We start from the raw sequence: 22,620 nt of genomic DNA on the forward strand, positions 1-22,620 counted from the left end.
TAGGCGACCGGCAGGTGGCCTGTCCGCATCCAGCGCGACCGAAATTGGGCAGTCGACCGTCATCTCCGTCAGGACTTCGTCACGGTCGCCCTGTCGATCACCACGGTGGCGTTCGGAGCGGTGTTCCCGGTGCTCGGGTCGGCCGCCTGGGCGCCGGCCGCCGCGATCTTCTTCAGCACCTTCATGCCCGTCTCGGACACCGTGCCGAACGGGGTGTAGCTGGGCGGCAGGGGGCTGTCCTTGTAGACGAGGAAGAACTGGCTGCCGCCGGTGTGCTTCTGCCCGGTGTTGGCCATCGCCACCGTGCCCGCCGGGTACGTGTTGCCCTTGAGGCTCTTGTCCTTCAGGTTCTCGTCCGGGATGGTGTAGCCCGGCCCGCCCGTGCCGGTGCCCTTGGGGTCGCCGCACTGCAGCACGAAGATCCCCTCGGGGGTGAGCCGGTGGCACTTCGTGTGGTCGAAGTAGCCCTTGCCGGCCAGGAAGTCGAACGAGTTCACCGTGTGCGGCGCCGCCGACGCCTTCAGATCGATGTCGATGTCGCCGCACGTCGTCGCGAGCTTCATCGTGTACCGCGCCGACGTGTCGATCGTCATCGCCGGCTCCTTCTTCCAGCTCAGCTTCTTCACCGAGCCGGGTGCCGGCTTCCGGCACGGGTCCGGGGCCTTGCTGGTCGGCGTGGCGCTCGGCGTCACCTCGGCGCCCGCGTTCGTCTTCCTGTCGTCGTCGTCCTTCAGCGCCCCGGTCGTGTACAGCGCGACACTGCCGATCACGACCACGCCCAGTACCGACGCGATCACGGAGTTGCGCAGGCGGGCCTTGCGCCGCGCCTCGGTGCGCCGCTGCTGCTGCCGCAAGAACTTCTCCCGGGCGAGCTGACGCCGCCGCTGCTCCTGGCTGACCACCGGGTTCTCTCCTCATGCGTGTCGTGTGTCGGCGGTACGTGTGCGTCCTCGTGAGCCGACCGCTGCGTGTAGCCCCGTACCGTATATGGGTTCGCTGAGGAAACGGCAGCGCCGGTAGGCTCTGACTGCAGCTGAAGCCGCCCGCAACCGACACAACGAAGGACGATCGTGCTCATTGCCGGGTTCCCCGCCGGGGCCTGGGGGACGAACTGCTATCTCGTCGCCCCCGCCGCCGGTGAGGAGTGCGTGATCATCGACCCCGGCCACCAGGCCGCCGACGGCGTCGAGGAGGCACTGAGGAAGCATCGGCTCAAGCCCGTCGCCGTCGTCCTCACCCACGGCCACATCGACCACGTGGCCTCGGTCGTCCCCGTCTGCGGGGCGCACGACGTGCCGGCCTGGATCCACCCCGAGGACCGGTACATGATGAGCGACCCCGAGAAGGCGCTGGGCCGGTCCATCGGCATGCCGCTGATGGGCGAGCTGACCGTCGGCGAGCCGGACGACGTCCGGGAGCTGGCCGACGGCACGGCGCTGGAGCTGGCCGGGCTGGAGTTCTCCGTCGCGCACGCGCCGGGCCATACCAAGGGGTCGGTGACCTTCCGGATGCCCGGGACCGCCGACGTCCCGCCGGTGTTCTTCTCCGGGGATCTGCTGTTCGCCGGCTCCATCGGACGCACCGACCTGCCGGGCGGATCCATGGAGGACATGCTCGAGTCGCTGGCCCGCGTGTGCCTGCCGCTCGACGACTCCACCGTGGTGCTGTCCGGCCACGGCCCCCAGACGACCATCGGCCGGGAACGCGCCGCCAACCCCTACCTGCGGCAGGTGGCCGCCGGCCAGGAAGCCTTCGAGGCTCCCCGACGAGGAATGTGACGAGAGACCTTCCGTGAGCACCTTCAAGGCCCCCAAGGGAACCTACGACCTGATCCCGCCGGACTCGGCCACGTACCTGGCGGTCCGGGAGGCGATCGCCGCCCCGCTGCGCACCTCGGGCTACGGCTACATCGAGACCCCCGGCTTCGAGAACGTCGAACTGTTCGCCCGCGGCGTCGGCGAGTCCACCGACATCGTGACCAAGGAGATGTACGCCTTCGAGACCAAGGGCGGCGACAGGCTGGCCCTGCGCCCCGAGGGCACCGCGTCCGTGCTCCGCGCGGCCCTGGAGGCCAACCTGCACAAGGCGGGCAACCTCCCGGTCAAGCTCTGGTACTCCGGCTCGTACTACCGCTACGAGCGCCCCCAGAAGGGCCGCTACCGGCACTTCTCCCAGGTCGGCGCCGAGGCGATCGGCGCGGAGGACCCGGCGCTCGACGCCGAGCTGATCATCCTGGCCGACCAGGCGTACCGCTCGCTGGGCCTGCGCGACTTCCGCATCCTGCTGAACTCGCTGGGCGACAAGGAGTGCCGCCCGGTCTACCGGACCGCCCTCCAGGACTTCCTGCGCGGCCTGGACCTGGACGAGGACACGCTGCGCCGCGCGGAGATCAACCCGCTGCGCGTCCTCGACGACAAGCGCGAGTCGGTCCAGAAGCAGCTCGCCGGCGCCCCGCTGCTCCGCGACTACCTCTGCGACGCCTGCAAGACGTACCACGAGGAGGTCCGCGAGCTGATCACGGCGGCGGGCGTGGCCTTCGAGGACGACCCGAAGCTGGTGCGCGGCCTGGACTACTACACGCGCACCACCTTCGAGTTCGTGCACGACGGACTGGGCTCCCAGTCCGCGGTGGGCGGCGGCGGGCGCTACGACGGCCTGTCCGAGATGATCGGCGGCCCCGCGCTGCCGTCCGTCGGCTGGGCCCTGGGCGTCGACCGCACGGTCCTCGCCCTGCAGGCCGAGGGAGTGCGGCTGGACCTGCCCACCTCCACCAGCGTCTTCGCGGTGCCGCTCGGCGAGGAGGCCCGCCGCCTGCTGTTCGCCAAGGTCACCGAACTGCGCAAGGTCGGCATCGCGGCGGACTTCTCCTACGGCGGCAAGGGGCTGAAGGGCGCCATGAAGAACGCCAACCGCTCGGGCGCCCGGTACGCGATCGTCGCCGGCGAGCGCGACCTCGCCGAGGGCGTCGTCCAGCTCAAGGACATGCAGACCGGCGAGCAGACGGCGATCGGCGTGAACGAGATCGTGGCGGAGCTCGAGTCGCGGCTCGGCTGACGCACGGGGCACGCGGAGGGCGCCGGCGGGACACCGGCGCCCTCCGTGCCGCTCCGGCGCGCGCACCCGCGGCACATCCGCGCCCCGAAGTGCCGTGCCGCGGGCGGCCGTCAACCTCGCGGGCGCCGGTTCATCCCGCCGGGCGGCGTCTTCACGCCATCCCCGCAGGCACTCCCCGCGCACGTGCCCGCGGCCGCGTCCGCGGCGAGACGAGCGAGCGCGGCGCGGTCCCGGCGGCCCCGCGCTGCCGCGCGTTCGCGCGCGTGCGCCGGGCCGCCCCCCGGGACCGGCCGGATCCGAACGGTCGGCGGCGCCGGTGCGTATCTCCTTGTGCGCAGCGGACGGTACGCGTACCCGGCCGTGCGGCAGAATGACCCGTGCCCGAAGAAGGTCCACCCCTCAAGCGACGGAATCGGCGTGATGAGCAAGACGACAGTCAACGACGTCTCCACGGACCCCGGTCCCGAGCGCGCCGCCGACGCCCCGCGCGCCGCGGGCGGCAGCCGCGCCCTCGCCCTGCTGCTGGTGATCACCGGCGCGGCCGGACTGCTGGCCGCCTGGGTCATCACGATCGACAAGTTCAAGATCCTCGAGGCCAAGGTCGCCGGGAAGTCCTTCACCCCCGGCTGCAGCCTCAACCCGGTCGTCTCCTGCGGCAGCGTCATGGAGAGCAAGCAGGCCGCCGCCTTCGGCTTCCCCAACCCGATGCTGGGCCTCGTCTGCTACGGCATCGTCGTCTGCGTCGGCATGAGCCTGCTGGCCCGCGCCCGCTTCCCGCGCTGGTACTGGCTGACCTTCAACTCCGGCACGCTGTTCGGCGTCGGCTTCTGCACCTGGCTGCAGTTCCAGTCCCTGTACCGGATCAACGCGCTGTGCCTGTGGTGCTCGCTGGCCTGGGTTGCCACCCTCACCATGTTCTGGTACGTGACCTCGTTCAACGTCCGCAACGGCTTCCTTCCGGCCCCGCGCGCGCTGAAGTCCTTCTTCGCGGAGTTCACCTGGGTGCTGCCGGTCCTGCACACCGGCGTCATCGGCATGCTGGTCCTCACCCGCTGGTGGGACTTCTGGACCGGCTGACGGTCCCGGCCGGACTGTCGGTGCCGTGTTCTAGGGTTTCAGCGTGGAACCCGACCTCTTCACCGCCGCAGCAGAAGAACGCCAGGAGAAGGACCCGGCGGGCAGCCCCCTGGCCGTGCGCATGCGCCCGCGCACTCTCGACGAGGTCGTCGGCCAGCGGCATCTGCTGAAGCCCGGATCGCCCCTGCGCCGGCTGGTCGGCGAGGGCTCCGGCGGACCGGCCGGACCGTCCTCGGTGATCCTGTGGGGCCCGCCCGGCACCGGCAAGACGACCCTGGCGTACGTGGTGTCGAAGGCGACCGACAAGCGGTTCGTGGAACTGTCCGCGATCACCGCGGGCGTCAAGGAGGTCCGCGCGGTCATCGACGGCGCCCGCCGCGCCACCGGCGGCTTCGGCAAGGAGACCGTCCTCTTCCTGGACGAGATCCACCGCTTCAGCAAGGCCCAGCAGGACTCCCTGCTGCCGGCCGTGGAGAACCGCTGGGTCACCCTGATCGCGGCCACCACGGAGAACCCGTACTTCTCGGTGATCTCCCCGCTGCTGTCCCGCTCCCTCCTGCTGACCCTGGAACCGCTCACCGACGACGACATCCGCGGCCTGCTCCGGCGGGCGCTCGCCGACGAGCGCGGCCTGAAGGGCGCCGTCGGCCTCCCCGAGGACACCGAGGAGCACCTGCTGCGGATCGCCGGCGGCGACGCCCGCCGCGCCCTGACCGCCCTGGAGGCCGCCGCCGGGTCGGCCCTCGACCAGGGCGAGAGCGAGATCAGCCTGCGGACGCTGGAGCAGACCGTCGACCGCGCCGCCGTGAAGTACGACCGCGACGGCGACCAGCACTACGACGTCGCCAGCGCTCTGATCAAGTCCATCCGCGGCTCCGACGTCGACGCGGCCCTGCACTACCTGGCCCGCATGATCGAGGCCGGCGAGGACCCCCGGTTCATCGCCCGCCGTCTGATGATCTCCGCGAGCGAGGACATCGGCCTGGCGGACCCGCACGCGCTGCCCATCGCGGTGGCCGCCGCCCAGGCCGTCGCCATGATCGGCTTCCCGGAGGCCGCGCTCACCCTCAGCCACGCCACCATCGCCCTCGCCCTCGCCCCCAAGTCCAACTCCGCGACCACCGCGATCGGCGCCGCCCTGGAGGACGTGCGCAAGGGCCTGGCCGGCCCGGTGCCGCCCCACCTGCGCGACGGCCACTACAAGGGCGCCGCCGCGCTCGGCCACGCCCAGGGCTACGTGTACCCGCACGACCTGCCCGAGGGCATCGCCCGGCAGCAGTACGCCCCGGACGCGCTGAAGGACCGCGAGTACTACACGCCGAGCCGGCACGGCGCCGAGGCCCGCTACGCGGACGCCGTCGAGTGGACCCGCGAACACCTCGGTCGAAAGCGGTCCTGAGCACCCTGTAGAATCGCCCGGAGTGCTGAGTCCCGTGCTGTCAGAGCGGGAGCGTCAGCCGGAGTCCGGTCCCGCGCGGACCGGCTCCAGGAGCGTCGCGCACCGTCGAACGGTGTCGCGGGCAGCCCACCACCACCCGGAGTTCCGGAAACGGTCGGTGGGCCACTCGCGTGCTGCACGTATGTGCCCAGACCAGGGAAACGGCTGCCCGGCAGGTCCCCAGGGACCCGGCGGGTTCTCCCGGCTGCGGATGCGACCTCCCTAATCCTGACGAGCCGACACTACGAAATGAGACAGAGACAGTGGCGAACCAGTCCCGCCCCAAGGTCAAGAAGTCGCGTGCCCTCGGCATCGCGCTGACCCCGAAGGCCGTCAAGTACTTCGAGGCCCGCCCCTACCCGCCGGGTGAGCACGGCCGCGGCCGCAAGCAGAACTCGGACTACAAGGTCCGTCTGCTGGAGAAGCAGCGCCTGCGCGCTCAGTACGACATCTCCGAGCGCCAGCTGGTGCGCGCCTACGAGCGTGCGTCCAAGGTCCAGGGCAAGACCGGTGAGGCCCTGATCGTCGAGCTGGAGCGCCGCCTCGACGCGCTGGTCCTGCGTTCGGGCATCGCCCGCACGATCTACCAGGCCCGCCAGATGGTCGTCCACGGCCACATCCAGGTCAACGGCCAGAAGGTCGACAAGCCGTCCTTCCGCGTCCGCCCGGACGACGTCGTCCAGGTCCGCGACCGCTCCAAGGACAAGACGCTCTTCCAGATCGCCCGTGAGGGCGGCTTCGCCCCCGAGGGCGAGACCCCGCGCTACCTGCAGGTGAACCTCAAGGCCCTGGCGTTCCGCCTGGACCGCGAGCCGAACCGCAAGGAGATCCCGGTGATCTGCGACGAGCAGCTCGTCGTCGAGTACTACGCCCGCTGACCCCAGCCGCGGCGCAGGTCTCAGCCCGCCGTCTCCCCGCCCTTCCGGGCGGGCGAGGCGGCGGGTTCGCGTTTCCCGGCGCCCTCGCGCGAGCCGGCCTCCCCGTCCGGCCCCGCCCCGCCGCCGTCCCGGCCGGCCTCGCCGTCGCCCCAGCGCGCCCCCGCCTCCCGGCGCGCCGGTGCGCGCGGCGCCGCCCGCGGGACGCCCGTGCTCGCGCAGACCGGGGGAGCGCCCGGCGGCCGTGCGCGGTCGCGGCGCAGGGCCCGGGCCACCGCCGCCTCCCGGCCCAGCCCGGCCCCCTCCCGCACGCACTCCTCGTACCGCGCGTCCCCGAGCGCCTTCCGCGCGGCCGCCTCGCACTGCTCGTGCGGGGCGCTGTAGTGGGCGGAGCCGAACAGCGGCAGCCCCACCGACGGCCACAGCCGGCTCGCCGCGCCCTGCAGCACGGCCGCCTCGGCGGCGTCGCCCTCGGTGACCGTGACCAGCGCCAGCAGCTCCATCACCAGCACCGAGGCCAAAAGGTCGCGGAAGGCGTGCGCGTCCGCCAGGCAGTCCGCCAGCAGCTCCCGCGCACCGGCCGGGTCCCCGCCCAGCCAGGCCGCGTACGCCAGCACGTACAGCGCGTACGACCGGGCCCACCGCTCCCCGTGCTCCTCGCACACCCGGCGCACGTCCTCGCACAGCCGCACCGCACCCGGCAGGTCCCCCTGGAAGGCCCGGGTCATGGCCAGCTCGACCTCGCCCATCAGCACATTGCTGTTCAGCTCGCCGATCTCCCGGTAGCGGGCCAGCGCCGACCGCAGCAGCGTCTCCGCACCGGCCATGTCGTCCCTGACCAGGGCCAGACAGCCGGTCCGGTGCTCCGCGTACGCCAGCGCCGTCGCGTCGGCCTCCCGCTCCGCCTCCTCCCGGCAGGCCCGCAGCGCCTGCAGCGCCCGCACCGTGTCGCCCTGGAGGATCGCCACGTAGCCGAGCACCCACAGCGCCTTCAGCCGGGCCTGCGCGTACGGCGACCGGAGCTCCACGCTGCGCTCCAGCCACCGCCGGCCCTCAGCGAGCCGGCCGCAGCCCACCCAGCAGAACCACAGCGACCCCGCGAGGTACTGCCCGAGATGCGCCTCCTCCGGCTCGGTCACCGAGAAGTCCAGCGCGACCCGCAGATTGGGCAGCTCGGCCTCGACACGGGCGGCCACCTCCCGCTGCCGGGGGGAGAACCAGTCCAGCTCGCACAGGGTGGCGAGCCCCAGATACCAGTCGCGGTGCCGGCGGCGCAGCCGCTCGGCGTCCCCGGCCGCCTCCAGCCAGGCGGCGCCGTAGGCCCGGACGGTGTCCAGCATCCGGTAGCGAGGGCCGGCCGGGGTCTCCTCGCGGGTGACGACCGACTGGGAGAGCAGCTCCGACAGCACGTCCAGGACGTCCTCGGCGGGCAGCCCGTCCCCGCTGCACACGTACTCGGCCGCCTCCAGGTCGAAGGTCTGCGCGAACACCGACAGCCGCGCCCACAGCAACCGCTCGGCGGGCGTGCACAGTTCGTGGCTCCAGCCGATCGCCGTGCGCAGCGTCCGGTGCCGGGGCAGGGCGTCCCGGCCGCCGCCGGTCAGCAGCCGGAACCGGTCGTCGAGCCGCTGCAGCAACTGCTCCGGGGACAGCGTCCGCAGCCGTCCCGCCGCCAGTTCCAGCGCCAGCGGGATGCCCTCCAGCCGGCGGCACAGCTCCCGCACCCCGGCGCCGTCGGCCACCGCGAGCCCCTGCTCCCGGGCCCGGCTCGTGAACAGCAGCACCGCCTCCTCCTCGCCGAGCGGCGCCAGCGGGAACAGATGCTCGCCCGTCAGGCCCAGCGGACGCCGGCCCACGGCGAGCACCCGCAGCTGAGGCAGCTTGCGCAGCAGCTCCGCCGTCAGTTCGGCGCACGCCGCCACCAGGTGCTCGAACCCGTCCAGCACCAGGAGCACCGGCCGGCCGGCCAGGTGCTCCAGCAGCACCTGCCGGGGCGTGCGGGTGGTGTGATCGGTCAGCCCCAGCGCCTCCACGACCGCGTACTCCACGAACTGCGCATCCCGTACGGCCGCCAGCTCCACCCGCCCCCGGACGGCAGCGTCCGCCGCGCCGCCGGACGCCCAGCGGGCCGCCGCCCGCACCGCCAGCCGGGACTTGCCGACCCCGCCCATGCCCGTGACCGTCACCAGCCGGGCCCGGCCGAGCGCCGCATCCAGCGCGGCGAGTTCGGCCGAGCGGCCGACGAACGCGGAGAGTTCGGCGGGCGGATCGCCGTCCGTCCAGGGACCCGGGGGCTGAGGACCTCGCATGGGACACGCAGCGTACTGAACCGTGCGCGGTCCGTACAATCGCGGTCCGCGGCTCGCCTGCCGCCGGGTAATCCGGTACGGAGCCTCCGCCGCGGCGCGATAGGCTCGGGGCACTGCCTTTCGAGGGTTCCGAAGTTCACAGCACGTTTCAGGGAGCGGGTGCGCACAGTGTCCGGTGGAGAGGTGGCCGGGATCCTGGTGGCCGTCTTCTGGGCGATCCTGGTCTCCTTCCTCGCCGTCGCACTGGCGAGGCTGGCCCAGACGCTCAAGGCGGCCACCCAGCTCGTGGCGGACGTGACCGAGCAGGCGGTGCCGCTGCTCGCCGACGCCTCCCGGGCCGTGCGCAGCGCGCAGACCCAGATCGACCGGGTCGACGCGATCGCCTCCGACGTCCAGGAGGTCACCTCGAACGCCTCCGCGCTGTCGGCCACCGTCGCCTCCACCTTCGGCGGGCCGCTGGTCAAGGTCGCCGCCTTCGGCTACGGCGTGCGCCGGGCGCTGGGCGGCCGCGGCAAGGACGTGCCCGGCGGGCCGGCCCGGCGTAGCGTGATCGTGGGCCGCACGGTCCCTGCCGCACGACGCAAGCGGAAGTAAGGACTGAGACCGAGCGATGTTCCGTCGTACGTTCTGGTTCACCACCGGTGTCGCCGCCGGTGTGTGGGCCACCACCAAGGTCAACCGCAAGCTGAAGCAGCTGACCCCGGAGAGCCTCGCCGCCACCGCGGCGAACAAGGCCCTGGAGACCGGTCAGCGCCTGAAGGACCGCGCGGTGGGCTTCGCGCTGGACGTCCGCGACAACATGGCCCAGCGGGAAGCCGAGCTGGAAGAGGCACTCGGCATCCACGAGAACCCCGCACTGGCCGCGCCCCGGCGGTACCCCGCCATCGAGAACAACCGCAGCAGACCGCAGTACGCCGACGACCCGACGACGTACTCGTACAACCGGAATGAGGACCACTGATGGAGTCGGCAGAGATTCGCCGCCGCTGGCTGAGCTTCTTCGAGGAGCGCGGGCACACCGTCGTCCCTTCGGCGTCGCTCATCGCGGACGACCCGACTCTGCTCCTCGTCCCCGCCGGCATGGTGCCCTTCAAGCCCTACTTCCTGGGTGAGGTCAAGCCGCCGTACCCGCGCGCCACCAGCGTGCAGAAGTGCGTGCGCACGCCCGACATCGAAGAGGTCGGCAAGACCACGCGGCACGGCACGTTCTTCCAGATGTGCGGCAACTTCTCCTTCGGCGACTACTTCAAGGAAGGCGCCATCAAGCTCGCCTGGGAGCTGCTCACCACGCCCCAGGACAAGGGCGGTTACGGCCTGGACCCCGAGCGGCTGTGGATCACCGTCTACCAGGACGACGACGAGGCCGAGCAGATCTGGCACGAGGTCGTCGGCGTGCCCCGGGAGCGCATCCAGCGCCTGGGCATGAAGGACAACTTCTGGTCCATGGGCGTCCCCGGCCCGTGCGGCCCCTGCTCCGAGATCAACTACGACCGCGGGCCCGAGTTCGGCCCCGAGGGCGGCCCCGCCGTCAACGACGAGCGGTACGTGGAGATCTGGAACCTCGTCTTCATGCAGTACGAGCGGGGCGAGGGCATCGGCAAGGACAACTTCGAGATCCTCGGGGACCTGCCGAGCAAGAACATCGACACCGGCCTCGGCCTGGAGCGCCTCGCCATGATTCTGCAGGGCGTGCAGAACATGTACGAGATCGACACCTCCATGGCCGTCATCGACAAGGCCACCGAGCTGACCGGCGTCCGCTACGGCGAGGCCCATGCCTCGGACGTGTCCCTGCGCGTGGTCACCGACCACATGCGCACCGCCACCATGCTGATCGGCGACGGCGTCACCCCGGGCAACGAGGGCCGCGGCTACGTGCTGCGCCGCATCATGCGCCGCGCCATCCGCAACATGCGCCTGCTCGGCGCCACCGGCCCGGTCGTCAAGGACCTGATCGACACCGTGATCGGTACGATGGGCCAGCAGTACCCGGAGCTGATCACCGACCGCGAGCGCATCGAGAAGGTCGCCCTCGCCGAGGAGAACGCCTTCCTCAAGACGCTGAAGGCCGGCACCAACATCCTCGACACCGCCGTCTCCGAGACCAAGGCCGCCGGCTCCACGGTGCTGCCCGGCGAGAAGGCGTTCCTGCTCCACGACACCTGGGGCTTCCCGATCGACCTCACCCTGGAGATGGCCGCCGAGCAGGGCCTGTCCGTGGACGAGGAGGGCTTCCGCCGGCTGATGAAGGAGCAGCGGGAGCGCGCCAAGGCCGACGCCCAGGCCAAGAAGACCGGCCACGCCGACCTCGGCGCCTACCGCGAGATCGCCGACGCCGCCGGCGAGACGGACTTCATCGGCTACACCGACACCGAGGGCGAGTCCACGATCGTCGGCATCCTGGTCGACGGCGTCTCCTCCCCGGCCGCCACCGAGGGCGACGAGGTCGAGGTCGTCCTGGACCGCACCCCGTTCTACGCCGAGGGCGGCGGCCAGATCGGCGACACCGGCCGCATCAGGGTCGACTCCGGCGCGGTCATCGAGGTCCGCGACTGCCAGAAGCCGGTCCCGGGCGTCTACGTCCACAAGGGCGTCGTCCAGGTCGGCGAGGTGACCGTCGGCGCCAAGGCCCACGCCGCCATCGACGCCCGCCGCCGGCAGGCCATCGCCCGCGCCCACTCGGCCACCCACCTCACCCACCAGGCCCTGCGCGACGCCCTCGGCCCGACGGCCGCCCAGGCCGGCTCCGAGAACCAGCCCGGCCGCTTCCGCTTCGACTTCGGCTCCCCGTCCGCCGTCCCGCAGGCGGTGATGACCGACGTCGAGCAGAAGATCAACGAGGTGCTCGCCCGGGACCTCGACGTGCACGCCGAGGTCATGGGCATCGACGAGGCCAAGAAGCAGGGCGCCATCGCCGAGTTCGGCGAGAAGTACGGCGAGCGCGTCCGCGTCGTGACCATCGGCGACTTCTCCAAGGAGCTGTGCGGCGGCACCCACGTGCACAACACCGCCCAGCTGGGCCTGGTGAAGCTGCTCGGCGAGTCCTCCATCGGCTCCGGTGTCCGCCGTATCGAGGCCCTGGTCGGCGTCGACGCCTACCACTTCCTCGCCCGCGAGCACACGGTCGTCAACCAGCTCACCGAGCTGCTCAAGGGCCGCCCCGAGGAGCTGCCGGAGAAGGTCTCCGCCATGCTCGGCAAGCTGAAGGACGCCGAGAAGGAGATCGAGAGGTTCCGCGCCGAGAAGGTCCTCCAGGCCGCCGCCGGCCTCGCCGAGTCCGCCAAGGACGTGCGGGGCGTGGCCCTGGTCACCGGCCGGGTCCCGGACGGCACCACGCCGGACGACCTGCGCAGGCTGGTCCTCGACGTGCGCGGCCGCATCCAGGGCGGCCGGGCCGCCGTCGTAGCCCTGTTCACCGTCAACAACGGCAAGCCGCTCACGGTGATCGCCACCAACGACGCCGCCCGCGACCGCGGCCTCAAGGCCGGTGACCTGGTGCGCACGGCCGCCAAGACCCTCGGCGGCGGCGGTGGCGGCAAGCCGGACGTGGCCCAGGGCGGCGGTCAGAACCCGGCGGCCGTCGGCGAGGCCGTCGAGGCGGTCGAACGCCTGGTCGCCGAGACCGCCAAGTAAGAGACGGTCAGGACGATGCGCAGAGGACGTCGGCTCGCGATCGACGTCGGGGACGCCCGCATCGGGGTCGCCTCGTGCGACCCCGACGGGATCCTCGCCACCCCGGTGGAGACCGTCCCCGGCCGGGACCTCCCCGCCGCACACCGCCGGCTGCGGCAACTGGTGGAGGAGTACGAACCGATCGAGCTCGTCGTCGGCCTGCCCCGCTCCCTGAAGGGGGGCGAGGGCCCGGCCGCCGCCAAGGTGCGCGCCTTCGCGCAGGAGCTGGCCAGGGGCGTCCGGCCGGTGCCGGTGCGCCTGGTGGACGAGCGGATGACGACCGTGACGGCCAGTCAGGGACTGCGCGCGTCGGGTGTGAAGTCGAAGAAGGGCCGTGCGGTCATCGACCAGGCCGCCGCGGTCATCATTTTGCAGCAGGCCCTGGAATCCGAACGGGTGTCAGGTGAGCCACCCGGCGAAGGCGTCGAAGTGGTCATCTGATCGCGATACGGTAACGTTCCGCGCGATGCGCCGGTGTTCGAACAGCCGGCGCACAGCAAAGAGGCGGAGCGGAAGACGGCCCATCGGCCGCGTGACCGTCGGCCTCGCGGCTCTAGGGGATCGATGACTGAGTATGGCCGGGGCCCAGGCTCCGAACCGTGGCATCCGGAGGACCCGTTGTACGGGGACGGCGGATGGGGAGGACAGCAGACCCAGGCGGGTCAGTCCCCCTACGGCGGCCAGCCGCAGCAGCATCCGCAGGCGCCGCAGTACGGCGACTGGAGCCAGGAGCAGCAGTCCGGGTACGGCGAGCAGCAGCACCAGTACTACGAGGGACAGGACCACCCCGGGGACGACGGGCGGTTCGCCGGCCGGCCCCGTCAGCAGTTCCAGCAGGGCGGCTGGGACGCGGCCGGCGCCCACGGCCAGGTGCCCTACGACGCCGGTCCCGTCGGTCCGTACGGCGGGCAGCCCGCGGCGTACGGCGGGGAGCAGCCCGACTTCTACGGCACGGAGGACGCCTACCCGCCGCCGGTGCCGCCCGGCCGCAGGCACGCCGAGCCCGAGGCGGAGCCGGAGGCGCGGACGCCCGCCGAGGCGGGGCACACCGTCCTTCCGGGAGGCGACGGCGAGGACGACGAGGAGCACGAGCTCCAGAGCCGGCGCGAACGGCGCGGCAGGAAGCCCGTCAAGAGCAAGAAGGGCCGCACCGGCTGCGCCTGCATGGTGGTCGTGCTGGTGTTCGGCGGGGGCCTCGGCGGTGTCGGATATTTCGGGTACAAGTTCTACCAAAATCGTTTCGGCGCGGCTCCGGACTACGCGGGTGACGGGAACGGCCAGGAGGTCACCGTCACCATTCCCAAGGGCGCCGGAGGCTGGGCGATCGGCCAGAAGCTGAAGGAGGCGGGCGTCGTCGAGAGCGCGGCCGCGTTCGTCTCCGCCCTGCAGGCGAACCCCCGGGGCAAGTCGCTCCAGGACGGTGTCTACACCCTGCAGAAGGAGATGTCCGCCGCGAGCGCCGTGGAGCTGATGCTCAGCCCGAAGAGCCGCAGCAACCTCATCATCGCCGAGGGGCTGCGCAACACCGCGGTCTACGCGCTGATCGACAAGCGTCTCGGCGTGGCGCCGGGCACCACCGCGCGCGTCGCGAAGAAGGAATACAAGCACCTGGGCCTGCCCGCCTGGGCGCTGAACCGTTCCGGCCTCAAGGACCCGCTGGAAGGTTTCCTGTACCCCTCCAGCTACGGCGTCACCAAGGGCCAGAAACCCGAGGCCGTGCTGAAGAACATGGTCTCCCAGGCCACCGCCAAGTACCGGGAGCTGGGCCTGGAGAAAAAGGCCAGGGCCCTGGGCCTCGACGGCCCCTGGCAGGTGCTCACCGTGGCGAGCCTGGTGCAGGCCGAGGGCACGAGCCACGACGACTTCCGCAAGATGGCCGAGGTCGTCTACAACCGTCTGGAGCCGGACAACCCGCAGACCTACGGGCGGCTGGAGTTCGACTCCACGTACAACTACATCAAGAACCAGAGCAAGATCGATCTGAGCATCGCCGAGCTGCGGAAGTACGCCAACCCCTACAACACGTACTTCTCCAAGGGCCTGCCGCCGGGCCCCATCGACAACCCCGGCGAGGAGGCGCTGCGGGGCGCGCTCGACCCGACGGACGACGGCTGGTACTACTTCATCTCGATGGACGGCAAGACCAGCAAGTTCACCCGGACCCTCGACGAGCACGAGAAGCTCGTCAACGAATGGAACGCGTCGAGGGGGAAGAACTGACCGCGGCAGTCCCGGGCGGCGGGCAGGGGACGAACGCGCGGGGGCGCGGGCCCGCGCAGGCACAAGGACCGGTTCACATGGAATCCGAGGCCGCCGGCGCCCGCCGGGCCGCCGTGCTCGGCAAACCCATCGCCCACTCGCTCTCGCCGGTGCTGCACCGGGCCGCGTACACGGAACTGGGGCTCACCGGCTGGTCGTACGACAGCTTCGAGGTCGACGAGGGCGCGCTGCCCGGCTTCCTGGAGGCGCTCGGGCCCGAGTGGGCGGGGCTGTCGCTGACCATGCCGCTGAAGCGGGCGGTGATCCCCTTGCTGGACGAGATCAGCGACACCGCCGCCTCGGTGGACGCGGTCAACACGCTGGTCCTCACCGAGGACGGCCGCCGGCTCGGCGACAACACCGACATCCCGGGAATGGTGGCCGCGCTGCGCGAGCACGGCATCGAACAGGTCGACTCCGCCGCGATCCTCGGCGCCGGCGCGACCGCCTCCTCGGCGCTCGCCGCACTGGCGCGGATCTGCACCGGGGAGGTCGTCGCCTACGTCCGCAGCGAGGCCCGCGCCGCCGAGATGCGGCAGTGGGGCGAGCGGCTCGACGTGGAGGTCCGCACCGCGGACTGGGCGGACGCAGCCCGGGCGCTGCACGCCCCGCTGGTGATCGCCACCACGCCGGCCGGGACGACCGACGCCCTCGCCGCCGCCGTCCCGGAACGCCCCGCCACCCTCTTCGACGTGCTGTACGAGCCCTGGCCCACCGAGCTGGCGGCCCGCTGGTCCATGTCCGGCGGCGCCGTCGTCGGCGGCCTCGACCTGCTGGTGCACCAGGCCGTCCTCCAGGTCGAGCGGATGACCGGGCGCGCCCCGGCCCCGCTGGAGGCCATGCGCCGGGCCGGCGAACAGGCGCTGGCGGCCCGCTGACACCCGCCCGCGTCCGCTTCCTGGGACCGGCAGCCGCCACGCCCCCCGGACGTGGGAGGATCGGGGGTGGCGTACCGGGGTCGCGCACCCGGTGGCGCCGTCGCCGTACGCGCGCACGTGCGTACACAGGGCAGTACCGGGCGCGAACACTGAGGAGCACCGTTGAGCAGGCTGCGTTGGCTGACCGCGGGGGAGTCCCACGGTCCGGCACTGGTCGCGACGCTGGAGGGTCTTCCCGCCGGCGTGCCGGTCACCACGGACATGGTGGCGGACCACCTGGCACGGCGGCGGCTCGGGTACGGCCGTGGTGCGCGGATGAAGTTCGAGCGGGACGAGGTCACCTTCCTGGGCGGGGTGCGGCACGGGCTGACCCTGGGCTCGCCGGTGGCGGTGATGGTGGGCAACACCGAGTGGCCGAAGTGGGAGCAGGTGATGGCGGCCGATCCGGTGGACCCGGAGGTGCTGGCGGGGCTGGCCCGCAACGCGCCGCTGACCCGGCCGCGCCCCGGCCACGCGGACCTGGCGGGCATGCAGAAGTACGGCTTCGACGAGGCCCGGCCGGTGCTGGAGCGGGCCTCGGCCCGGGAGACCGCCGCCCGCGTCGCCCTCGGTGCGGTGGCCCGGTCGTACCTGAAGGAGACCGCCGGCATCGAGATCGTCTCCCACGTCGTCGAGCTGGCGGGGGCGAAGGCGCCGTACGGGGTGTACCCGGCGCCGGCGGACGTGGAGAGGCTGGACGCGGACCCGGTGCGCTGCCTGGACGCGGACGCGTCGAAGGCGATGGTCGCGGAGATCGACCGGGCCCACCGGGACGGCGACACCCTCGGCGGTGTGGTGGAGGTGCTGGCGTACGGCGTGCCGGTGGGGCTGGGCTCGCACGTGCACTGGGACCGGCGGCTGGACGCGCGCCTGGCGGCGGCGCTGATGGGCATCCAGGCGATCAAGGGCGTGGAGGTCGGCGACGGGTTCGAGCTGGCGCGGGTGCCCGGCAGCGAGGCGCACGACGAGATCGTCGCCACGCCCGACGGTGTGCGGCGGGCCACGGGGCGGTCCGGCGGCACCGAGGGCGGTCTGTCCACCGGTGAGCTGCTGCGGGTGCGGGCGGCGATGAAGCCGATCGCGACGGTGCCGCGGGCGCTGCGGACGGTGGACGTCACCACCGGCGAGCCCGCGCAGGCCCACCACCAGCGTTCCGACGTGTGCGCGGTGCCGGCCGCGGGCATCGTCGCCGAGGCGATGGTGGCGCTGGTCCTCGCGGACGCGGTGGCGGAGAAGTTCGGCGGCGACAGCGTGACCGAGACCCGCCGCAACGTGCGCAGCTACCTCGACAACCTGGCCGTCCGATGAGCGCACCGCTGATCGTCCTGGTCGGCCCGATGGGGGTCGGCAAGTCCACCGTCGGGCGCCTGCTGGCCGAGCGGCTCGGGGTGGGCTACCGGGACACCGACGACGACATCGTGGCCGAGCGGGGTCGCAGCATCGCCGACATCTTCGTGGAGGAGGGCGAGCCCGCCTTCCGCGCCCTGGAGAAGGAGGCGGTACGGCGGGCGCTCGCCGAGCACGACGGCGTGCTGGCCCTGGGCGGCGGCGCGATCCTGGACGCGGACACCCGGGCCCTGCTCGCCGGGCAGCGCGTGGTGTACCTGTCGATGGACGTCGAGGAGGCCGTCAGGCGCACGGGGCTCAACGTGGCCCGCCCGCTGCTGGCGGTCAACCCGCGCAAGCAGTGGCGCGAGCTGATGGAGGCCCGCCGGCACCTGTACGAGGAGGTCGCCACGGCCGTCGTACCCACCGACGGGCGCACCCCCGACGAGGTCACCCGGGCCGCCCTGGACGCACTGGAGTTGAAGGAAGCATGAGCGAGGCAGTCACCCGCATCCAGGTCGCCGGCACCGCGGGCACCGAGCCGTACGAGGTCCTGGTCGGCCGTCAGCTCCTCGGTGAACTCGCCGGGCTGATCGGCACGAAGGCCAAGCGGGTGGCGGTCGTCCACCCCGAGGCGCTGGCCGAGACCGGCGACGCGCTGCGCGCCGACCTCGCCGGGCAGGGCTACGAGGCGATCGCCGTGCAGGTGCCCAACGCCGAGGAGGCCAAGACCGCCGAGGTCGCCGCCTACTGCTGGAAGGCGCTCGGCCAGTCCGGATTCACCCGTACCGACGTCATCGTCGGCGTCGGCGGCGGCGCGACCACCGACCTGGCCGGTTTCGTGGCGGCGACCTGGCTGCGCGGGGTGCGCTGGATCGCGATCCCGACGACCGTCCTGGCGATGGTGGACGCGGCGGTGGGCGGCAAGACCGGCATCAACACCGCCGAGGGCAAGAACCTGGTCGGAGCCTTCCATCCGCCCGCCGGGGTGCTGTGCGACCTGGCCGCGCTCGACTCCCTCCCGGTCAACGACTACGTCTCCGGGCTCGCGGAGGTCATCAAGGCCGGTTTCATCGCCGACCCGGTGATCCTCGACCTCATCGAGGAGGACCCGCAGGCGGCGCGCAGCCCGGCCGGTCCGCACACCGCCGAGCTCATCGAGCGCTCGATCCGGGTCAAGGCCGATGTGGTCTCCGCCGACCTGAGGGAGTCCGGTCTGCGGGAGATCCTCAACTACGGCCACACGCTCGGCCACGCCATCGAGAAGAACGAGCGGTACAAGTGGCGCCACGGCGCGGCCGTTTCGGTCGGCATGCACTTCGCCGCCGAACTGGGCCGCCTGGCCGGGCGGTTGGACGACGCCACCGCCGACCGCCACCGCACGATCCTCGAATCCGTGGGCCTGCCGCTGCACTACCGCTACGACCAGTGGCCCAAGCTGGTGGAGACGATGAAGGTGGACAAGAAGTCCCGCGGCGACCTGCTGCGCTTCATCGTCCTGGACGGCCTCGCCAAGCCCACCGTGCTGGAGGGCCCGGACCCGGCCGTGCTGCTCGCCGCCTACGGCGAGGTCGGCCAGTAGGCACCGGACCGCTCCGGGTGTCCGCGCCGCTCCGGCTGGCCGGGCACTTCGGAACGCCCCGGGCCGTTTCACCGAACGACGGCCGGGGACGGTACCGTTCGGTGCGGAGCGGGTCCGCACCCGCCCGCAGCGCCGGACGCGTGGACGAGACGGAGTGGCAACGGATGCAGCACGCAGTGGGGTCGCCGCTGCCGCCGCCCCACCAGCCGGGGCAGGGACCGCACGCCGGCTGGGCGCCGGCCGCACACCACCCGGGTCCGCCCCCGGGCGCCCCCCAGGGGCCCGCCCCCGGTGCCCCGCCGCCGGTGGCGCCGGGCTACCCGGTCCCGCCCGTTCCGGCGCCGCCCGCCCCGCAAGCGCCGCCGGCGCCGTCCGCGCCGGTGCCGCAGGCGCCCCCGCAGCACACGCCCGGCCCGCCGGCCCCCGGCGGCACCGGGCACGTTCCGCCGGCCCCCGACGGCACCGGGCACGTCCCGCTGCCGCCCGGCGGCCCGGCCGGCGCGCCCGCCGCACCGCCCGCCGCGGCGGCGGTCCCGGACGCGGCGACCACCACCCTCGCCGTCCTGCTCATCGGCCCGGCGGGCGCCGGCAAGACCAGCGTCGCCAGGTACTGGGCGGACCACCGCCGCGTCCCCACGGCCCACATCAGCCTGGACGACGTCCGCGAATGGGTCCGCTCGGGCTTCGCCGACCCCCAGTCGGGCTGGAACGACAACTCCGAGGCGCAGTACCGGCTGGCCCGCCGCACCTGCGGCTTCGCCGCCCGCAACTTCCTGGCCAACGGCATCTCCTGCATCCTGGACGACGCCGTCTTCCCGGACCGCCCGGTGGTGGGCCTGGGCGGCTGGAAGCGGCACGTCGGCCCGGGGCTGCTCCCGGTCGTCCTCCTGCCGGGCCTGGACGTCGTGCTGGAGCGCAACGCCGAACGCACCGGCAACCGCCGTCTCAGCGACGAGGAGGTGGCCCGCATCCACGGCCGCATGGCCGGCTGGTACGGCTCGGGCCTGTCGATCATCGACAACTCCCAGCTGGACGTCCCCGGCACGGCGCGGGTCCTGGACGAGGTCCTGGCACGCGCGATGGCGAGCCCGCCGAGCTGGTGAACCGGGGGCCACTGGTCCACTCGGCCCCCCTCGATCGACACATTCCGGACAAAGCTCCTACGCTCATCTCATGTCAGAGGTGTACGCGAACCGCCGATCCCGGCTGAGGGACCGCTGCAACGCGGCCGGCGCCCCCGCCGCCCTGGTCAGCCGCCCCGCCAACGTGCGCTATCTGGCGGGCGCCGCCCCCCGGGGCGCGGTCCTCCTGCTCGGCGCGCGCGAAGACCTCCTGGTGTGCGCGGGTCCTCCCGACGACCGGCCCGCCGACGGCCGGCCGGACGAGAACCTGCGGCTGCACGTCCTGCCGTCCCCGGGAGGGGACCCGGTGGTCGCCGCGTCCGGCCTCGCCGCGGCGCAGGACGCCGACGCGCTCGCCGTCGAGGAACACCACCTCACCGTCGCCCGGCACCGGGCCGTCGCCTCCGTCGCCCCCGCGGTCCGCCTCGCCGACCTCGGCTGCGCCGTGGAGCAGCTCCGGGTGGTCAAGGACGAGGAGGAGATCTCCTGCCTCCGCATCGGCGCCGAGATCGCCGACCAGGCCCTCGGCGAGCTGCTGGAGTCCATCCTGGTCGGCCGCACGGAACGGCACCTCGCGCTGGAGCTGGAGCGCCGCCTGGTCGACCACGGGGCCGACGGCCCGGCCTTCCCCACCTCCGTGGCCACCGGGCCGCACGCCGGCCGCCGCGGCCACCGTCCCACCGACCGGCGGGTGGAGGAGGGCGACTTCCTGTCCGTGTGCCTCGGCGCCACCTACCGCGGTTACCGCTGCGAGATCGGCCGCACCTTCGTCATCGGCACCTCTCCCGCCGACTGGCAGATCGAGCTGTACGACCTCGTCTTCGCCGCCCAGCGCGCCGGACGCGAGTCCCTGGCCCCCGGCGCCGCGTACCGGGACGTGGACCGCGCGGCACGCCAGGTGCTGGACTCGGCCGGCTACGCGGGGGCTCTGCCGCCGCTGACCGGACACGGTGTCGGACTCGAAATCGACGAGGACCCGCAGTTGGCCCCCGCGGCCATGGGTAAACTGGACGCTTGCGTGCCGGTCACCGTCGAACCGGGGGTCCACCTCCCGGGCCGGGGCGGTGTCCGGATCGATGACACGCTCGTCGTACGCCCCGAGGCGGACGGCGGACCCGAGCTACTCACCATCACGACCAAGGAGCTGCTCGCGCTGTAGCGCGTGACCCGGGGTCGTACGTCAGTCCAGGAGATTCCGCAACCGTGGCTTCCACGAACGACCTCAAGAACGGCATGGTGCTCAAGCTCGAAGGCGGCCAGCTCTGGTCCGTCGTCGAGTTCCAGCACGTCAAGCCCGGCAAGGGCCCGGCCTTCGTGCGCACCAAGCTCAAGAACGTGCTTTCCGGCAAGGTCGTCGACAAGACGTTCAACGCCGGTGTCAAGGTCGAGACGGCCACTGTCGACAAGCGCGACATGCAGTTCTCGTACATGGACGGCGACTACTTCGTCTTCATGGACATGGAGACCTACGACCAGCTCATGGTCGACCGCAAGGTCGTCGGCGACGCCGCCAACTTCCTCATCGAGGGCTTCACCGCCACCGTCGCCCAGCACGAGGGCGAGGTGCTCTTCGTCGAGCTGCCGGCCGCCGTCGAGCTGACCGTCGCCGAGACCGAGCCGGGCGTCCAGGGCGACCGCTCCACCGGCGGCACCAAGCCCGCCACCCTGGAGACCGGCCACCAGATCCAGGTGCCGCTCTTCATCACCACCGGCGAGAAGATCAAGGTCGACACCCGCACCAGCGACTACCTCGGCCGGGTGAACAGCTAACCGTGGCTGCCCGCAACACGGCCCGCAAGCGCGCCTTCCAGATCCTCTTCGAGGGCGACCAGCGCGACGCCGACGTCCTGACCGTCCTCGCGGACTGGATCCGGCTCTCCCGGTCCGACACGCGGCAGCCGCCGGTGAGCGAGTACACCATGCAGCTGGTCGAGGGCTACGCGGAGCACGCGCGGCGCATCGACGAGCTGATCGCCCAGTACGCCGTGGGCTGGACGCTCGACCGGATGCCGGTCGTCGACCGCAACCTGCTGCGGCTGGGCGCGTACGAGCTGATCTGGGTCGACGAGACCCCGGACGCCGTCGTCCTGGACGAGATGGTGCAGCTGGCGAAGGAGTTCTCGACGGACGAGTCGCCCTCGTTCGTGAACGGCCTGCTGGGCCGGCTGAAGGAGCTCAAGCCGACGCTCCGCCGCGCCTAGCCGGCCGCGGCGAGGGGCGCGGCGAGGGGCGCGGCGGAGCCGCGCGGGGACGGCGGCCACGGGCCGTGCGGTCGCCCGCGGCTCCCCGCCCCCTTCGGCACGCATGACACACGCCCCACCCGCCGCCCGGGCCCGCAAGGCGCCGGAACGGCCCCGCGGGGCCGCCGGCGCCGCCCGCGTGCGCACCGCCGGACGACCGGACGTGAAAACCGCCGAGGTGGCCGGAACCGTCAAGTTCCGGCCACCCCGGCGGCACGTTTCTGCTGAGTCCGTGCGCGGTTACGCGTCCTCGTGCGTGGCCACCGCGCGGCGCGCGTCCGCGTCCAGGACGCCCCAGCTGATCAGCTGCTCGGTGAGGACCGAGGGGGACTGGTCGTAGATGACGGCGAGTGTGCGCAGGTCGTCCTGGCGGATGGAGAGCACCTTGCCGTTGTAGTCGCCGCGCTGGGACTGGATCGTCGCCGCGTAGCGCTGCAGGGGGCCCGCCTTCTCGGCCGGCACGGTGGCCAGCCGCTCCAGGTCCAGGACCAGCTTCGGCGGCGGCTCGGCGGCGCCGCCCGGCGTGGTGCCCGGCAGGAGCTCCTGCACGGGGACGCCATAGAAATCGGCCAGCTCGGCGAGGCGCTGCACGGTCACGGCGCGGTCGCCGCGCTCGTACGAACCGACCACCACGGCCTTCCAGCGACCCTGGGACTTCTCCTCGACACCGTGGAGGGAAAGGCCCTGCTGGGTGCGGATGGCCCGGAGCTTGGCCCCGAGCTGTTTGGCGTATTCGCTGGACATATGGCT

Annotated in this window: 21 protein-coding genes; 18 read left to right on the forward strand and 3 right to left on the reverse strand. The window is 72.6% G+C overall.

Features of this window, described 5'->3' with window-relative positions:
• Positions 1-68: 68 nt before the first annotated feature.
• Positions 69-902 (reverse strand): peptidylprolyl isomerase, encoded by an 834-nt coding sequence (locus tag ABZ261_RS10365; protein ID WP_356857384.1) that lies wholly within the window; start codon positions 900-902, stop codon positions 69-71.
• Positions 903-1,070: 168 nt separating this feature from the next.
• On the opposite strand from ABZ261_RS10365, the gene ABZ261_RS10370 reads away from it, so the two are divergent.
• From ABZ261_RS10370 to rpsD, 5 genes are all read left to right on the forward strand, one after another.
• Complete coding sequence (locus tag ABZ261_RS10370; RefSeq protein WP_356857386.1) at positions 1,071-1,778, forward strand: MBL fold metallo-hydrolase; 708 nt, start codon at positions 1,071-1,073, stop codon at positions 1,776-1,778.
• 13 nt (positions 1,779-1,791) lie between these two features.
• Positions 1,792-3,054, forward strand: a complete 1,263-nt coding sequence (gene hisS / locus ABZ261_RS10375) for a histidine--tRNA ligase (RefSeq protein ID WP_356857388.1) — start codon at positions 1,792-1,794, stop codon at positions 3,052-3,054.
• A gap of 420 nt (positions 3,055-3,474) precedes the next feature.
• Positions 3,475-4,131, forward strand: coding sequence for a vitamin K epoxide reductase family protein (locus tag ABZ261_RS10380; RefSeq protein WP_356857390.1), 657 nt, complete (start codon positions 3,475-3,477; stop codon positions 4,129-4,131).
• A gap of 43 nt (positions 4,132-4,174) precedes the next feature.
• Positions 4,175-5,530, forward strand: a complete 1,356-nt coding sequence (locus ABZ261_RS10385; RefSeq protein WP_356857392.1) for a replication-associated recombination protein A — start codon at positions 4,175-4,177, stop codon at positions 5,528-5,530.
• A gap of 302 nt (positions 5,531-5,832) precedes the next feature.
• A complete protein-coding gene (gene rpsD, locus ABZ261_RS10390) occupies positions 5,833-6,447 on the forward strand; it encodes a 30S ribosomal protein S4 (protein WP_028423045.1) in 615 nt (204 codons plus the stop codon).
• Positions 6,448-6,467: 20 nt separating this feature from the next.
• Here the strand turns inward: rpsD and ABZ261_RS10395 are convergent, their stop codons facing one another.
• Positions 6,468-8,753, reverse strand: a complete 2,286-nt coding sequence (locus ABZ261_RS10395) for an AAA family ATPase (protein WP_356857394.1) — start codon at positions 8,751-8,753, stop codon at positions 6,468-6,470.
• A 168-nt stretch (positions 8,754-8,921) separates the two neighbouring features.
• Here ABZ261_RS10395 and ABZ261_RS10400 point away from each other — a divergent pair, with 168 nt between their 5' ends.
• From ABZ261_RS10400 to nusB, 13 genes are all read left to right on the forward strand, one after another.
• The gene (locus ABZ261_RS10400) at positions 8,922-9,347 is read left to right on the forward strand and encodes a DUF948 domain-containing protein (RefSeq protein ID WP_356857569.1); all 426 of its coding nucleotides are present in this window, start codon (positions 8,922-8,924) and stop codon (positions 9,345-9,347) included.
• Positions 9,348-9,363: 16 nt separating this feature from the next.
• Entirely contained in the window at positions 9,364-9,714 is a 351-nt protein-coding gene (locus tag ABZ261_RS10405; RefSeq protein ID WP_356857396.1) for a hypothetical protein, read from the forward strand.
• On the forward strand, positions 9,714-12,386 hold the full coding sequence (gene alaS, locus ABZ261_RS10410) for an alanine--tRNA ligase (protein ID WP_356857398.1): 2,673 nt from the start codon (positions 9,714-9,716) through the stop codon (positions 12,384-12,386). The genes ABZ261_RS10405 and alaS overlap by 1 nt, the downstream gene beginning before the upstream one ends.
• A 15-nt stretch (positions 12,387-12,401) precedes the next feature.
• Positions 12,402-12,866, forward strand: coding sequence for a Holliday junction resolvase RuvX (gene ruvX / locus ABZ261_RS10415; protein WP_356857400.1), 465 nt, complete (start codon positions 12,402-12,404; stop codon positions 12,864-12,866).
• 123 nt (positions 12,867-12,989) lie between these two features.
• Entirely contained in the window at positions 12,990-14,645 is a 1,656-nt protein-coding gene (gene mltG, locus ABZ261_RS10420; RefSeq protein ID WP_356857402.1) for an endolytic transglycosylase MltG, read from the forward strand.
• Between the two features lie 77 nt (positions 14,646-14,722).
• The gene (locus ABZ261_RS10425; protein ID WP_356857404.1) at positions 14,723-15,562 is read left to right on the forward strand and encodes a shikimate dehydrogenase; all 840 of its coding nucleotides are present in this window, start codon (positions 14,723-14,725) and stop codon (positions 15,560-15,562) included.
• 162 nt (positions 15,563-15,724) lie between these two features.
• On the forward strand, positions 15,725-16,909 hold the full coding sequence (gene aroC / locus ABZ261_RS10430; RefSeq protein ID WP_356857406.1) for a chorismate synthase: 1,185 nt from the start codon (positions 15,725-15,727) through the stop codon (positions 16,907-16,909).
• The gene (locus ABZ261_RS10435; RefSeq protein ID WP_356857408.1) at positions 16,906-17,421 is read left to right on the forward strand and encodes a shikimate kinase; all 516 of its coding nucleotides are present in this window, start codon (positions 16,906-16,908) and stop codon (positions 17,419-17,421) included. Before aroC ends, ABZ261_RS10435 begins: the two co-directional genes overlap by 4 nt.
• On the forward strand, positions 17,418-18,509 hold the full coding sequence (gene aroB / locus ABZ261_RS10440) for a 3-dehydroquinate synthase (protein ID WP_356857410.1): 1,092 nt from the start codon (positions 17,418-17,420) through the stop codon (positions 18,507-18,509). Before ABZ261_RS10435 ends, aroB begins: the two co-directional genes overlap by 4 nt.
• A gap of 164 nt (positions 18,510-18,673) precedes the next feature.
• Positions 18,674-19,612 carry a Pro-rich N-terminal domain-containing protein gene (locus tag ABZ261_RS10445; RefSeq protein ID WP_356857412.1) on the forward strand — a complete coding sequence of 313 codons (939 nt, stop codon included), beginning with the start codon at positions 18,674-18,676 and terminating at the stop codon, positions 19,610-19,612.
• 70 nt (positions 19,613-19,682) lie between these two features.
• The gene (locus ABZ261_RS10450; RefSeq protein WP_356857414.1) at positions 19,683-20,789 is read left to right on the forward strand and encodes an aminopeptidase P family protein; all 1,107 of its coding nucleotides are present in this window, start codon (positions 19,683-19,685) and stop codon (positions 20,787-20,789) included.
• Positions 20,790-20,833: 44 nt separating this feature from the next.
• Positions 20,834-21,400: an elongation factor P gene (gene efp, locus ABZ261_RS10455; protein ID WP_356857416.1), complete on the forward strand. Its 567-nt coding sequence runs from the start codon at positions 20,834-20,836 to the stop codon at positions 21,398-21,400.
• Positions 21,401-21,402: 2 nt separating this feature from the next.
• On the forward strand, positions 21,403-21,831 hold the full coding sequence (nusB, locus tag ABZ261_RS10460; protein ID WP_356857418.1) for a transcription antitermination factor NusB: 429 nt from the start codon (positions 21,403-21,405) through the stop codon (positions 21,829-21,831).
• 279 nt (positions 21,832-22,110) lie between these two features.
• Here the strand turns inward: nusB and bldD are convergent, their stop codons facing one another.
• On the reverse strand, positions 22,111-22,614 hold the full coding sequence (gene bldD, locus ABZ261_RS10465; protein WP_020938842.1) for a transcriptional regulator BldD: 504 nt from the start codon (positions 22,612-22,614) through the stop codon (positions 22,111-22,113).
• Positions 22,615-22,620: the final 6 nt, after the last annotated feature.

The sequence above is a fragment of the Streptomyces sp. NPDC006193 genome (assembly GCF_040613915.1).
Taxonomy (GTDB): Bacteria; Actinomycetota; Actinomycetes; order Streptomycetales; family Streptomycetaceae; genus Streptomyces.